This is a genomic window from Streptococcus sp. UBA4344 (assembly GCF_002393675.1).
GTDB classification, from domain to species: domain Bacteria; phylum Bacillota; class Bacilli; order Lactobacillales; family Streptococcaceae; genus Streptococcus; species Streptococcus vicugnae.
In genome coordinates this window covers 1-13,277 of record NZ_DGTE01000046.1, presented here as the reverse complement: position 1 = coordinate 13,277, position 13,277 = coordinate 1, and the positions used below count along the sequence as shown (strand labels likewise).

Annotated in this window: 15 protein-coding genes; 2 read left to right on the top strand and 13 right to left on the bottom strand. The window is 36.5% G+C overall.

Annotated elements, in window-relative coordinates:
- Window positions 1-240: 240 nt before the first annotated feature.
- From gatB to B4D49_RS08750, 7 genes are all read right to left on the bottom strand, one after another.
- A complete protein-coding gene (gatB, locus tag B4D49_RS08780; RefSeq protein WP_286784137.1) occupies window positions 241-1,683 on the bottom strand; it encodes an Asp-tRNA(Asn)/Glu-tRNA(Gln) amidotransferase subunit GatB in 1,443 nt (480 codons plus the stop codon).
- Window positions 1,683-3,149 carry an Asp-tRNA(Asn)/Glu-tRNA(Gln) amidotransferase subunit GatA gene (gene gatA, locus B4D49_RS08775; RefSeq protein WP_286784136.1) on the bottom strand — a complete coding sequence of 489 codons (1,467 nt, stop codon included), beginning with the start codon at window positions 3,147-3,149 and terminating at the stop codon, window positions 1,683-1,685. Before gatA ends, gatB begins: the two co-directional genes overlap by 1 nt.
- Complete coding sequence (gene gatC, locus B4D49_RS08770) at window positions 3,149-3,454, bottom strand: Asp-tRNA(Asn)/Glu-tRNA(Gln) amidotransferase subunit GatC (RefSeq protein WP_286784135.1); 306 nt, start codon at window positions 3,452-3,454, stop codon at window positions 3,149-3,151. The genes gatA and gatC overlap by 1 nt, the downstream gene beginning before the upstream one ends.
- Window positions 3,455-3,631: 177 nt before the next feature.
- Window positions 3,632-4,180: a cysteine hydrolase family protein gene (locus tag B4D49_RS08765; protein ID WP_004233137.1), complete on the bottom strand. Its 549-nt coding sequence runs from the start codon at window positions 4,178-4,180 to the stop codon at window positions 3,632-3,634.
- Window positions 4,180-4,965, bottom strand: a complete 786-nt coding sequence (gene codY, locus B4D49_RS08760; protein WP_003066268.1) for a GTP-sensing pleiotropic transcriptional regulator CodY — start codon at window positions 4,963-4,965, stop codon at window positions 4,180-4,182. The genes B4D49_RS08765 and codY overlap by 1 nt, the downstream gene beginning before the upstream one ends.
- A 205-nt stretch (window positions 4,966-5,170) precedes the next feature.
- Complete coding sequence (locus tag B4D49_RS08755) at window positions 5,171-6,385, bottom strand: pyridoxal phosphate-dependent aminotransferase (protein ID WP_132869385.1); 1,215 nt, start codon at window positions 6,383-6,385, stop codon at window positions 5,171-5,173.
- A gap of 36 nt (window positions 6,386-6,421) precedes the next feature.
- The gene (locus B4D49_RS08750; protein WP_286784134.1) at window positions 6,422-8,188 is read right to left on the bottom strand and encodes a glycerophosphodiester phosphodiesterase; all 1,767 of its coding nucleotides are present in this window, start codon (window positions 8,186-8,188) and stop codon (window positions 6,422-6,424) included.
- A gap of 318 nt (window positions 8,189-8,506) precedes the next feature.
- On the opposite strand from B4D49_RS08750, the gene B4D49_RS08745 reads away from it, so the two are divergent.
- A complete protein-coding gene (locus tag B4D49_RS08745) occupies window positions 8,507-8,959 on the top strand; it encodes a universal stress protein (RefSeq protein ID WP_074482515.1) in 453 nt (150 codons plus the stop codon).
- 77 nt (window positions 8,960-9,036) lie between these two features.
- On the opposite strand, the gene B4D49_RS08740 is transcribed toward B4D49_RS08745, so the two are convergent.
- Window positions 9,037-10,440, bottom strand: coding sequence for a Cof-type HAD-IIB family hydrolase (locus tag B4D49_RS08740; protein WP_199543134.1), 1,404 nt, complete (start codon window positions 10,438-10,440; stop codon window positions 9,037-9,039).
- Window positions 10,441-10,510: 70 nt separating this feature from the next.
- Between B4D49_RS08740 and B4D49_RS08735 the strand changes: the two genes are divergently transcribed.
- A complete protein-coding gene (locus tag B4D49_RS08735) occupies window positions 10,511-11,473 on the top strand; it encodes an asparaginase (RefSeq protein ID WP_199543137.1) in 963 nt (320 codons plus the stop codon).
- A gap of 47 nt (window positions 11,474-11,520) precedes the next feature.
- Here the strand turns inward: B4D49_RS08735 and B4D49_RS08730 are convergent, their stop codons facing one another.
- The 5 genes from B4D49_RS08730 to B4D49_RS08710 are packed head-to-tail and all read right to left on the bottom strand — an operon-like array spanning window position 11,521 to window position 13,260.
- Window positions 11,521-11,730: a helix-turn-helix domain-containing protein gene (locus B4D49_RS08730; protein WP_014335241.1), complete on the bottom strand. Its 210-nt coding sequence runs from the start codon at window positions 11,728-11,730 to the stop codon at window positions 11,521-11,523.
- A gap of 10 nt (window positions 11,731-11,740) precedes the next feature.
- Entirely contained in the window at window positions 11,741-12,244 is a 504-nt protein-coding gene (locus B4D49_RS08725; protein WP_199543139.1) for a DUF2975 domain-containing protein, read from the bottom strand.
- Between the two features lie 27 nt (window positions 12,245-12,271).
- Window positions 12,272-12,739, bottom strand: coding sequence for a hypothetical protein (locus B4D49_RS08720; protein ID WP_132869095.1), 468 nt, complete (start codon window positions 12,737-12,739; stop codon window positions 12,272-12,274).
- Window positions 12,740-12,795: 56 nt separating this feature from the next.
- Window positions 12,796-13,041: a hypothetical protein gene (locus B4D49_RS08715; RefSeq protein ID WP_286784132.1), complete on the bottom strand. Its 246-nt coding sequence runs from the start codon at window positions 13,039-13,041 to the stop codon at window positions 12,796-12,798.
- 36 nt (window positions 13,042-13,077) lie between these two features.
- Window positions 13,078-13,260, bottom strand: coding sequence for a hypothetical protein (locus B4D49_RS08710; RefSeq protein WP_286784130.1), 183 nt, complete (start codon window positions 13,258-13,260; stop codon window positions 13,078-13,080).
- Window positions 13,261-13,277: the final 17 nt, after the last annotated feature.

The following is a 13,277-nucleotide window of genomic DNA, read 5'->3' as shown; positions in this document are numbered from 1 at the left end:
TAACTCCATCTACCTTACCAAATAAAATTCAGCTCCAAGTATAACACATTTACTGGTCATAAAACACACCATTTATGACACTTTTTGTAAAGTAATCTTTCTAAAAATTCTATTATTTTTGGAGATTAAAAAAGGGAGTAAAATAAATTAAAAATAGCTTTAATACTTCTCCGACTAGATTGTCAAGCCATGCTATATGGAATTAAAAAAATCACCCCGAAGGATGATTTCTTAGTTATCTTATTCTTCTTTTAATTTTGCCAACTCTTGTGCCAATAATTTAAGGGCAACTTGTGGGTTTGCTTTACCTTTTGTGGCTTTCATCAAGAATCCAGTGAAGGCTTTGTCAGCATTACGTTTACCTGACTTGAAGTCAGCAACGGCAGCTTCATTGTCTTCAAAGACTTGGTGGATAATTGGAATAAGCACCGCAGGGTCAGAAATTTGAACCAAACCAGCTTTTTCAACGTATTCACGCGCAGAACCACCATTTTTAGCCAAGTGAACAAAGACTTTCTTGGCAATTTTTGATGAAATTGTACCATCAGCAATGATAGCAAGCATTTCAACAAGGTTTTCTGGTGTTAACAAGATTTCAGAAAGTGTTTTGTTTTCGCTGTTAAGGAATTGAGCCACTTCACCTTGCAACCAGTTAGAAACGTGTTTAGCATCACCACCAAGAGCTACTGCACTTTCAAAGAAATCAGAAGTTGCTTTTGTTGCAGTTAATTGAGCAGCATCGTAAGCTGTCAAGCCAAATTCATTAATGTATTTAGCACGACGTTCTTTTGGAAACTCTGGAAGAGTTTGACGCATTTCTTCAATCCATTCGTCAGACACTTCGTAAAGTGGTAGATCTGGTTCTGGGAAGTAACGGTAATCTGATGAACCTTCTTTGACACGCATCAAGATTGTTTCACCAGTTGATTCATCATAACGACGAGTTTCTTGTTGAATTTGACCACCTGAACGAAGTACTTGTGCTTGACGTTTTTGTTCATAGATAAGACCTTTACGCACGTTGTTAAATGAGTTCAAGTTTTTCAACTCAGCTTTTGTACCAAATTCTTCTTGACCATAAGGGCGAAGAGAAATATTGGCATCCACACGCATAGAACCTTCTTCCATCTTAACATCAGAAATACCAGTGTATTGGATAACTTCTTTAAGAGCAGTTAGATAAGCGTAAGCTTCTTCTGGTGAACGCATATCAGCTTCAGATACGATTTCGATAAGTGGCACACCTTGACGATTAAGGTCAACATATGAGTAACCATCAGTACCGTGAGTGTTTTTACCAGCATCTTCTTCCAAATGAGCACGTTCGATACGAATTTTCTTAGTTGAACCATCTTCAAGTTCAATTTCAATCCAACCATTGTATCCAATTGGTTCATCAAATTGTGAAATTTGATAAGCTTTTGGATTATCTGGGTAGAAATAGTTTTTACGGTCAAAGTGCATGTTTTGGTGAATGTCCATGTTAAGGGCTAAAGCCGCTTTGATACCAGCGTCAATAACACCTTTGTTTATCACTGGAAGAACACCTGGGAATGACCAGTCGATAACATTTGTATTGGTATTTTGTTCGTTACCAAAGTGTGCTGATGTCGGTGAAAAAATCTTTGAATTTGTATTTAACTCAACGTGGACTTCAAGCCCGATGACTGTTTCAAAGTTCATTATTTGTCACCTCCAAAAATAACGGGTTGTTGTTTATGATAATCAGTTGTTGCTTCAAAGGCTGCAGCAGCTTGATAGATTGTTTCTTCACTGTATTTAGGACCAATCAATTGCATACCAACTGGAAGACCTTGAGCAAATCCTGCAGGAATTGAGATACCTGGAAGACCAGCCAAGTTAACAGGAATTGTCAAAATATCAGCCAAATACATCGCAACTGGATCATGGTTAAGTGAATCCAAATCAAATGCAACGCTTGGTGCTGTTGGACCTAAGATGAGGTCGTAGTCAGCAAAGATTTTTTCGAAATCACGGATAATCAATGTACGAACTTGACCAGCTTTTTTGAAGTAAGCATCATAGTAACCTGAAGACAAGCTAAATGTACCAAGCATGATACGACGTTTCACTTCATCACCAAATCCTTCGCTACGAGTGTTCACGTAAATATCTTCAAGGTTGCTATAGTTTTCAGTACGGTAACCATAACGAATACCATCAAAGCGTTGCAAGTTTGAAGAAGCTTCTGATGAGGCAATGATATAATAAACCGCTACACCATATTTACTGTGTGGAAGGCTAACTTCTTCAACAGTAGCTCCAAGTTTTTCAAAATGTTTTGCAGCATTAAGAATTGTTTCTTTAACTTCTGGGTCAATACCTTCACCAAGATATTCTTTTGGAAGAGCAATCTTCATCCCTTTAATATCTTGACCGATTTTACCAGTAAAGTCAGGAACTTTGCGGTCAGATGATGTCGCATCTTTAGCATCGTGTCCAGCAATAACGTTTAACAATTGGGCATTTTCTTTAACCGTTTGAGCAAATGGACCAATTTGGTCAAGTGAGCTACCAAAGGCAATCAAACCAAAACGTGACACACGACCATAAGTTGGTTTCAAACCAACGACACCGTTGAAGGCTGCTGGTTGGCGGATAGAACCACCAGTATCAGAACCAAGTGACAAACGAACTTGACCTGAGGCAACAGCTGTTGCAGAACCACCAGATGATCCACCAGGGACTTTAGTTTGATCCCAAGCATTTTTAGTTTTCTTGAAGTATGATGTTTCAGTTGAACCACCCATGGCAAATTCATCCATATTTGTTTTACCGATAACCACCATATCTTTACCGTAAAGTTTTTCAACAGCAGTCGCATCAAAAATTGGTTCATAGTTGTAAAGCATTTTAGATGCAGCTGTAGTCAAAATACCACGAGTTGAAATATTATCTTTAACAGCCAAAGGAATACCTGACATCACATTATCAGCATCAATTCCTTTTTCATCAATAGCTGCTGCTTGAGCTAGCGCAGCTTCTTCAGAAACAGTGATGAATGAATCTACGGCTGCTTCGCGTTCTTTAATATCTTCAAGGGTTGCTTTTGTTAATTCAACCGCTGAAATTTCTTTATTGACAAGAAGGTCATGCAACTCATCAATTGATTTTGTATTAAATGACATTAAGCATCTCCTCCGTCTTCTAGGATAGCAGGAACTTTAATATAGTAATTTTCAGATTGAGGCACGTTTTTAAAGAGCTCATCACGATCATCGCCAGCTACTGCAACGTCTTCACGCATAACAGTCTTACGATCTGCCATTGTAGTTGTTACAGGGACTCCCTCTGTATCAACTTCATTCAAGAGTTCTACCATATCTACAATCTTAGACAAAGTTGTCGCAAATTCTGTTGTTTCTTCTTCAGAAAATGACAATTTTGACAGATTTGCCACATGACGAACTTCTTCTTCTTCAGAAATTTTCATCTCTATCTCTCCTTGATAAAATTAAATCGTAAACCAAATTTACAATATAGTCCTTAAAATTATACCACAATTTAAGACTCTTTAACATGTAAAAGAAAGTGAGAAAGCTCTTTCCAGAGAATTTTTCACACTTTTCTTCTAAAGCAAAAAAAGAAGTGGTCATCCACTTCTTTCAACTTAAATAATCTTTGCACCTAAAACATTTTTGAAATGATTTAAAGCAAACTGATGATTTTCTTGTGTTAAGCTCGCTACTGCCGCAGCAGGAATCTCAATATCATACCCAAGATTATAGGCATCAATAGCTGTGTGTAATACACAAATATCCGTTAGAACACCTGTCAAAACTACTGTTGTGATACGACGTTCACGGAGTCGAATATCTAAATCAGTCCCTGAAAAAGCTGAATAATGACGTTTATCCATCCAAAAGACACGTTGATCTGACTGGATTGTTTCATACAAGTCGGCTAGTTTACCATACAAATCACGTCCACTTGTCCCCTTGATATTATGTGGCGGGAACAATTTTGCTTCTGGATGAAAATCATCACCTTCATCATGAGCATCAATGGCAAAGAAGATATAGTCTCCAGCTTCATACGCTTCTTTAGTTACTCGGACAATATCATCTTCAATAGCTTGCGCTGGTTTTCCAGCAGTCAATTTACCATCGTCAGCTACAAAATCGTAGGTATAATCAATTGAAATAAGAGCTTTTGTCATTAATTATATTCCTTTAATTTATCAAAGATACCTTCATTGATGACTTTAAGGTAAGTACCTTTCATACCCAATGAACGGCTTTCGATAATTCCTGCTGATTCCAATTTACGTAGGGCATTAACAATAACTGAACGTGTGATACCAATGCGGTCAGCAATAACTGATGCAGTTAAGCGACCTTCTGTACCGTCTAATTCACCCAAAATAGCTGATACAGCTTTCATTTCTGAGTAAGAAAGAGTGTTGATGGCCATGTTAACAGCTGTTTGTTTACGAATAGTTTCTTCAAGATTTTCAGTTTGAAGGTTAAGTAATTGGATACCAACTACTGTAGAGGCAATTTCAACAAGAATCAAATCATCTTCTAAAAACTCTTTATCATTACGCCAAATGATAAGAGAACCTAGACGCATACCACCACCATAAATTGGTGCAATAGTTGTCAAGCCATCAGGGTAGATATCTTTTGATTCTACTGGGAAAATAGTCAATTCATTATCCACAGACAAGTTTGCCTCTGTGTCGTAAACACGACTAGCCGCTTTAACATAGCTTTCTGGGAATTGTTTAGCGTCAAAGAATTCCTCTACGCGGTCAGTATTTGTTTTATACTTCATTGCATAACCAAGAAGGTTACCTCCTCCGTTGATGATGCAAGCGTTACAATCAATGATATCAGCTAATTGAGCAGCCATTGTATTATATGGCAATTCAGTGTCTAAGCTGTCAACAGAGCGTTGCAAAATTGATGTAATCTTTCGTGTTTTTTCTAATAAATTCGGCATTTTCTACTTCCTTTGCGTTATTTGCGTTACAATTATATCAAAGGAACCCTTATTTTGCAAACAATTATCAGAAAATTTCTGTATCTTCTGATAACTTTGTAAGCGGATACTTTTCAACCTGAATTTAATCAAAAAAATCATTAGAACGTTCGTTTTTTTAAGCCTTACCAAGCTAAAAAAGCGATAACATTCTAATGATTAGTTCCTATCGTCTATATTGACTTAGAACACGTGTTAATTTCTCTTGGACCTCTGCCAATTCTTCAACACGTGGCAAATATACAATTCGGAAGTGATCTGGTTCTTTCCAGTTAAATCCTTTACCAGGAACCAACATCACTTTTTCTTGTTTCAATAACTCTAAACAGAATTGTTCATCGTCATCGATTTGATACATATCACGATCAATTTTAGGGAAAATGTAAAGCCCTGCTTCTGGTTTCACTGCTGACAAACCTGGAACTTCATTAACTGCTTTATAAATGAAGTTACGTTGTTCGTAGATACGACCTCCAGGAATCAAAAGTTCATCAACTGATTGGTAACCACCTAGAGAAGTTTGCACAACATTTTGCCCCAGTACATTGGCACAAAGTCGCATATTAGCTAGCATATTAAGCCCTTCAATATAGCCCTTAACGTTATGCTTAGGACCTGATAGAACCATCCAACCAACACGGAAACCACAAATGCGATGTGATTTTGATAAACCATTCATTGACACGCAGAAAACATCTGGTGCTAAGCTAGCAATTGCTGTATGTTTTTTACCGTCCATTACCAAGCGATCGTAGATTTCATCTGCGAAAATGATTAAGTCATTTTGACGAGCAATTTCTACAATCTCTTTTAACAAATCATCTGGGTACAAAGCACCCGTTGGGTTATTAGGATTTATGATAACAATCGCTTTAGTATTTGATGTAATTTTTGACTTGATGTCATCAATATCAGGATACCAATTAGCTTGTTCATCACAGAGATAATGCACCGCATTTCCTCCTGCTAGGCTAACGCAAGCTGTCCACAATGGATAGTCTGGCATAGGAACCAAAACTTCATCACCGTCATCAAGAAGAGCTTGCAACGACATTGAAATCAACTCAGAAACACCGTTTCCTAGGTAAATATCATCAATATCCACATGTGGGAAACCTTTTAATTGACAGTATTGCATAATAGCCTTACGGGCAGAAAAAATTCCTTTACTATCAGAATACCCTTCACTGTTTCGTGCATGAGCAATCAAGTCACGAATAACTTCGTCTGGTGCTTGAAAACCAAAAGCTGCTGGGTTCCCAGTATTGAGGCGAAGAATTTTTTCCCCATTAGCAATCATGCGGTTTGCTTCATCAAGAATTGGGCCACGAATATCATATGCAACGTGTTCTAGCTTTGAAGATTTATCAAATATTTTCATAGATTTTACCTCGTTTCAAATATTATAAACTTTCCTTTATAATTTTTCAATCCAAGAAAGGTCCGTTAATCGTAAAAAATAATCAAGATAGTTATCATCAGAGGATAGTTCTTTTTCAATTTTCCGAACGGTAGCTGTGTAGTCTGTGATAATCCCATCGGTACTAGTTTCTAGGTACCTTTGAATATCATCTCTAGAATTAACTGTCCAAACATAGATTTTCTTACCATTTTGATGCGCCCTACGAGCTAAAAATTCATTATAAGAAAAGTCCTCAATTGCATAAAAATCCACTTTTTGACTTGTGAAATCACCAAGTTGAAATGAAATCGTATAACCAGACTGAATAGTAGGATCAAGCTGTTTGACTTTCTCAATAGTCTTTAAATCAGCGGACATAACCAGATAAGAAGAAACGATATTTAGCTCTTTCATTTTATCCACAAAAAGTTGTTCATAATTATCAGGCTCATTTCCAGCTGGTTTTAGTTCAACTAACAACTTAACTCCTAACTGTTTAGCCTTAGCGACGTACTCTTCAAATGAAACTATTTTTGATTGGTGTCCAGATTGTTTTATTTTTAAACCAAGGACATCTTTAGCCTGAGATTTGGAAATACTAATATTTTTTCCAGTTAGACGTTTAAGGTTATCATCATGGCTAACAATAAAGTGACCATCCTTTGATAAAATAATATCCATTTCTGAATAAGTTGCTCCTGCCTTAGCAGCTGCTTCTAAAGACTCTAAAGAATTTTCAACACCTTGAGAAACCATTCCTCTGTGGGCAATAATCGCTAAATCTTTTGACGGTTCCCCAGAAGTTTTCAAAGCGTTGTATGTAAAATTAATACCACCAATAGCTACCAAAAGTCCAGTCAAAGCTAACAAGCGATGTTGCTTTTTCCTTTCATCAGTAAACTGATTCTGAATTTTCTCATGTTCAAATCCCTTTAACAGATATGAGAGGGAGGTTAGCTTAAATGCCAAACGTCCTGCAAAAAGGACACCCCAGACATATGATAAAAATAAGGTTTCAACCCAAAAAGTTTTATCACTGCCATCGACAAGAGCAGCTAAAGTAATTCCAAATCCACTTAACAGCCCAACAATTGCTATAACCGCTAGAGCTATGATACCAATTCCAAATAATCTAAAGAATTTCTTTCCCTGAGTCAACTGCCAAGATGTCTTCATATGATGAGCAAAACGTTGTTCATTTTGAGAGACCGCTAAAGGAAGAGCATAAATAAAACGTAGATTGAGATAAGCCAAGATAATATATAAGCCATAATAAATCACTTTGCCATTTGTAGATTTCACCAACTCTCCTGAAATAAAATTAGGAATATAGAGATTTTCTAGCAAAGATGATGATACCAAAAATTCAACAAATGGAATGGTCAAAATCAAATATAATAGGAAAGCCAAAAAATGCCAACCAGAAATCAATTTAAAGAAATTACGGCTTCTCTCCTTGAAATAAGAGAATCCCACTCCAAGCTTAGATTCCTTGCACTCAATAATTTCTACTAATAAAGAAAACTCTAGGTAAACTAAAAAGGCTAGCAGTAAAAGATATAAAAAAAGTACAAGCAAAGTCAGAGGGTTGGTTAAAAAACTCAATAAATTATCTGTAGTAATTCCTGGGATATTTGAATTAACCAAAATAACTCTTAAAAGTAAAGACAACATATAAGCTCCAACTGTCGTCATCAACAACTGGAGAATACTTGCCCTTAAGATATAAGTATACTTGTGTCTGTTTAAGTCCTTTAAAACATTTTTGATATCTTTAATCATACTTTTCCTCACTTTTACCATTATAGCAAAAATATTCAGAAAAATTCCTTAAACGCTTTCATTTTTTACCCAAATAGAGTATAATAATTTTAGGGATATTTCTCATGATAATTGTAAGCGGTTAACGTTTGATTATCTTATCCCGACTAGCTTATTAAAATTATTGATATGGGCAGGAAGTTTGGAATGCGGAATGCTGTTATCTTATTAACAGCTGACAGATAACTAACCTTAGTTCTCGATAAACCAAGATTTCTTACCAGTCCTACATTTTCGCTCACTTTTACGCTCTTGCTAGCATAATTAAGGAGGCAGCTTATGTCACATCATTATGAAAAAATCCTAATTGCTATTGATGGTTCTTATGAATCAGAATTGGCTTTTGAAAAAGGGGTAAATGTTGCACTACGCAACAACGCAGAGTTACTACTTACACACGTCATTGATACACGCGCTTTGCAAAGCGTAGCTACTTTCGATACTTACGTCTATGAAAAACTCGAACAAGAAGCTAAAGAAGTATTGGATGACTACGAAAAACAAGCTCGCGATAAAGGATTGACAAAAATCAAACAAATCATTGAATTTGGCAATCCAAAAACACTCCTAGCTCGTGATATTCCTGATAAAGAAAAAGCTGATTTGATTATGGTTGGGGCTACTGGTCTTAACACATTTGAACGACTTCTTATTGGTTCTTCATCAGAATACATTATGCGCCATGCAAAAGTCGATTTGCTAGTTGTTCGTGATAGCGAAAAGACATTCTAAGTCTTGAGTAATATCAATTCTCTTTAATAATAATTTTTAATCAACTATTCTATAATTACGAAAAAAGCCAAGTTAGTCTAATGACTAGCTTGGTTTCTTTTTTTACGATTTAACGATTTTTGAATTTGTCGGTCCAGCTCACGTTTAATTGCAGGTTCTGGTGCAAATTTTTCTTCCCAATCATCTGGTTTTAAAATCTTATGTGTAACTGGATCAAAGTGCGCTTGACCATCAGGGAATATTTTACCCATATTTGACTCATGAACAATATCAAAAAATGGTTTTGGGTCAACCCCCATCAAAACAAAGGAACCATAAGTCAAATACAACAAATCCGTCAAAGCATCCACCTGACCAACAAGTGGTGTCTCAGGATGTTCTTTACTTTTAATTTTATGAACAGCTTTATCCACAGCTTCATGCAAATTAGCTACAGATTGTTGGAAAGCTTCTGGATTTCCTTTACTTGTCGCATACAAGAATTCGACAATCTCTTCAACTTTGAAATCAGAGCGATGGTCAGCTTCCTCAACCCCATATAATCTAGGAGTCTCATAAGTTTCACCGTCCATTTGATGGTGGAAATCTTTGACTTTATTGAAGTTGTCATCTTGACTATCAAAGCGTTCACCAACTTCAACGTGAATCAAACCATAGTGAGCTAAGGCTTTTGAAATACCATCATTGTTGTTAGTATCTGTTGTATAAGTTGCTACGGACTTGACAGACTCGATAGCATTTCCCATAGCAACACTAATACCGACACCAGATAACATTTCAATATCATTATCAGAATCACCAAAGGCCATGACCTCATCTAGGCTAAAGCCAAACATCTCACCGACTCGCTCAATTCCTTTGACTTTGGATTGTCCCTTTGAAATCAAGTCAGCTGAATAAGGGCTACTACGTGTGACTTTAATATAAGGAAAAGCATTTTGAATATTAGCTGTTTCACCTTCAGTTGCCACAAACACCACTTGATAAATCGGTTGACGCATAATCGCCAATAACCCATTTAAATTTTGTGGTTTGAAACGTCGGATAAAGTGTTTAAAACTGCGCTCCACCGCTTTTGCCCAACGTTTCGGAACAAGGGTGCTGACAACTTGACCAAAGCGACTTGTCCCCATGTTGATAATACGAGAGCCTAGCAAACCTGAAGCTGTTCCCAGAGAGATTTCACGGCGATGATCATTGGCATAACGAATCAAACGATAAACCGTCGACACAGCCATTTGATTATGATAAAGCACCTGATCTCGTGTAAAAATATATTGACCATTATAAGAAATAGCAAAATCCAAACCAAGATTTTCTAGATATGGTTGCACAAAACCTGGACCACGTCCCGTTGCCACTCCCACAAAAATTCCTTGTTTTTTCAAACTATTTATAGCTTTCAAGGTCGATTGTTGCACATTCTTACGATCATTCAAAAGTGTCCCATCAATATCAAAAAATACTGCTTTTATTGCCAAACCGTTTCTCGCCCTCCCTCTTTATGTTAAAATAGATTATATCACATTTTTAAAAGGAAGTTTTATTGTCATGAAAAAAATCCTTGTCTTGCACACGGGTGGCACCATTTCAATGCAGGCTGATGAAGCTGGTCATGTCCGCCCAGAAAATGATAATCCGATGAACCATGTCGGTGTCAATCTTGAGAACATTCAAGTGACAGCACTTGATTTTTTTAATGTTCCAAGTCCCCATATTACACCAAGACACATGTTAAAGCTTTATCAAAAAATAAAAGAAGAAGCTGAAAACTATGATGGTGTTGTCATCACTCATGGTACTGATACCCTTGAAGAAACAGCCTATTTTCTCGATACAATGGAAGTTCCTAACATTCCAATCGTCCTTACTGGTGCCATGCGCTCATCAAATGAGTTAGGTAGTGATGGTGTTTATAACTATCTTAGCGCCCTTCGCGTTGCTAGCCATGAAAAAGCCATCGGCAAAGGTGTCTTGGTCGTTATGAATGATGAAATTCATGCTGCAAAATACGTCACAAAAACACACACTACTAACGTTTCAACCTTCAGAACACCCATTCATGGGCCACTTGGCATCATCATGAAACACGATATTCTCTTTTTCCGTACCGCAGAACCTCGTGTTCGCTTTGATTTGCAAGATATCTCAGGTACAGTTCCTATCATCAAAGCTTACGCTGGTATGGGAGGCGATGGTATCATTAGTTTCCTTAATCCAAGCAACGTTCAAGGTGTGGTCATCGAAGCACTTGGTGCTGGAAACATGCCACCACGCGCTGCTGAAGAAATCTATGACCTCATCAAGCAAGGAGTTCCTGTTGTCCTTGTCTCACGTTGCTTTAACGGTATTACTGAACCTGTTTATGCCTACGAAGGAGGCGGCGTTCAACTCGCTAATGCTGGGGTTATGTTCGTCAAAGAACTCAATGCCCAAAAAGCCCGCTTAAAACTCCTTATCGCCTTAAACGCAGGCTTAAAAGGACAAGAACTAAAAGAATATATCGAAGGATAAAAAATCCACACAAAAAAGCTGAAATCCGAATCTGGACTTCAGCTTTTTTACTCTTCATCAGGAATGTATTCTAAAATATCACCAGGTTGGCAGCCTAACTCACGACAAATCGCATCTAGTGTCGTTAAACGAACCGCTTTTGCTTTACCTGTTTTTAGGATAGAGAGATTAGCATTTGTAATACCGATACGTTCAGCTAATTCACCTGATTTCATTTTTCGTTTTGCTAATTCAACATCAAGATTAATTTGAATCATATGACTACCTCTAAATTGTAAATTCATTTTCTTCAGCAATGATATTAGCTTCTTTTAAAATCATTGAAAATACCCAAACAACAAATGCAGCTACCAGATAAGCCCAGTTAACAAAAGTCAAAACTCCTGAACCAGAACACAAACTTTGGAACCAACTATCTAAAAATGCAAGGGCAATAAAATTGTACTCAACATAACGAGCTAGTTTTACATTTTCTGGTGTAAAAATATTATTATCGATGATATTTTTGAAAAATAATTTCACAAAAATAAGGAGCGCAATCCAAAGGCATGAATTAACAGCAAACAAACTAAGAAATGATGGCGAATGCAAGAGCTTTTCCGGAATATCAACGTTAAGTGAAAAACCATTTCCAGCTTGATTAGTCAAATCTATATGAGGTTGTGTTAAAGAAAGAGTAATTCCGACTATTGTAGATAAGATGATTAAAGCAATCGTAACATTAATAATAACATTAGCAACTTTCAAAGCTTTATAGTTTGTTTTTTTCATGATTGTCTCCTTAAAAATATTTTCCCATTAAGCTAAGTGACGAGCACGAAGCCATTTACTAATCACAACAGCAAGGACCAAAAAGCCGCAAACTGAAAAGTCAACTGTCATATTACTTGTATTAGAAGCATTTGTCAAGATGTTTTGGAAAACTGATACCACAAATGTGTAAAGAGTTGCTTTTTTCAAAAAGCTATAAGTACGGTCTGAAAGAATATCAGCAACTGTCAAATCAGAAAGGAAAGCTTTTAATTTAGTAAGTCCGTAAATAATGGCACCATTTACCAGACAAGTCAAAAATGTAATGCCCCAAGTATGTTGGCTCTTACTAATTGCCCACTCAATCATACCGTATTGACCTAGAGCCATTTTATCGTAACCGTAAAAATGTGAAGCAAAGTCAGCAAGAATGATTAAAACAAGACTCACAACAGTGATGTTGATAGCAATTTTAGCAACAGTTTTGACAGCAGTTTCGATAGTTTTTGTATTCATAATAAATCTCCTTTTTATATTAATAAATGATAGGTATAACGAAAATGATCTTTGGTTTAAGCCGTGCGACGTGCACGTAGGTATTTAACAAGTAGATAAACAAGAACGAAATAAGCGCAAATTGAAAAATCAAAAATAAGATGTGCTTGATGCATTGATGTTGATAGCATATTTTGAAGAAATGATACAAAGAATGTATAAAGGCTAGCTTGTTTTAAGAAACGGTAGGTTTTATCAGCCAAAATATCTTTTACTGTAAAGTTGGCAATAAAGTGTTTGAGTTGTGTCAATCCATAAATCATAGCGCTATTTGTTACAATTGTCAGAGCTGTTACTAATCAAGTATTCGTTTCTTTTCCAATTGTCCAATCAATCACGTAATGACCAACATTGACTGTATCATATCCATAAATATGTGAAATTAAATCTGCCAAAATTGTTAAGACTAAAACGACATTTGTAAGATTAATAGCAACTTTAGCAACTGTTTTGACGATGTTTTCGATAGTTTTTGTGTTCATGATAAATCTCCTAAAAA

Coding starts and splice junctions, on each gene's coding strand:
- gatB (WP_286784137.1), bottom strand. CDS start 1,683: ATGAACTTTGAAACAGTCATCGGGCTTGAAGTCCACGTTGAGTTAAAT.
- gatA (WP_286784136.1), bottom strand. CDS start 3,149: ATGTCATTTAATACAAAATCAATTGATGAGTTGCATGACCTTCTTGTC.
- gatC (WP_286784135.1), bottom strand. CDS start 3,454: ATGAAAATTTCTGAAGAAGAAGAAGTTCGTCATGTGGCAAATCTGTCA.
- B4D49_RS08765 (WP_004233137.1), bottom strand. CDS start 4,180: ATGACAAAAGCTCTTATTTCAATTGATTATACCTACGATTTTGTAGCT.
- codY (WP_003066268.1), bottom strand. CDS start 4,965: ATGCCGAATTTATTAGAAAAAACACGAAAGATTACATCAATTTTGCAA.
- B4D49_RS08755 (WP_132869385.1), bottom strand. CDS start 6,385: ATGAAAATATTTGATAAATCTTCAAAGCTAGAACACGTTGCATATGAT.
- B4D49_RS08750 (WP_286784134.1), bottom strand. CDS start 8,188: ATGATTAAAGATATCAAAAATGTTTTAAAGGACTTAAACAGACACAAG.
- B4D49_RS08745 (WP_074482515.1), top strand. CDS start 8,507: ATGTCACATCATTATGAAAAAATCCTAATTGCTATTGATGGTTCTTAT.
- B4D49_RS08735 (WP_199543137.1), top strand. CDS start 10,511: ATGAAAAAAATCCTTGTCTTGCACACGGGTGGCACCATTTCAATGCAG.
- B4D49_RS08730 (WP_014335241.1), bottom strand. CDS start 11,730: ATGATTCAAATTAATCTTGATGTTGAATTAGCAAAACGAAAAATGAAA.
- B4D49_RS08725 (WP_199543139.1), bottom strand. CDS start 12,244: ATGAAAAAAACAAACTATAAAGCTTTGAAAGTTGCTAATGTTATTATT.
- B4D49_RS08720 (WP_132869095.1), bottom strand. CDS start 12,739: ATGAATACAAAAACTATCGAAACTGCTGTCAAAACTGTTGCTAAAATT.
- B4D49_RS08715 (WP_286784132.1), bottom strand. CDS start 13,041: ATGATTTATGGATTGACACAACTCAAACACTTTATTGCCAACTTTACA.
- B4D49_RS08710 (WP_286784130.1), bottom strand. CDS start 13,260: ATGAACACAAAAACTATCGAAAACATCGTCAAAACAGTTGCTAAAGTT.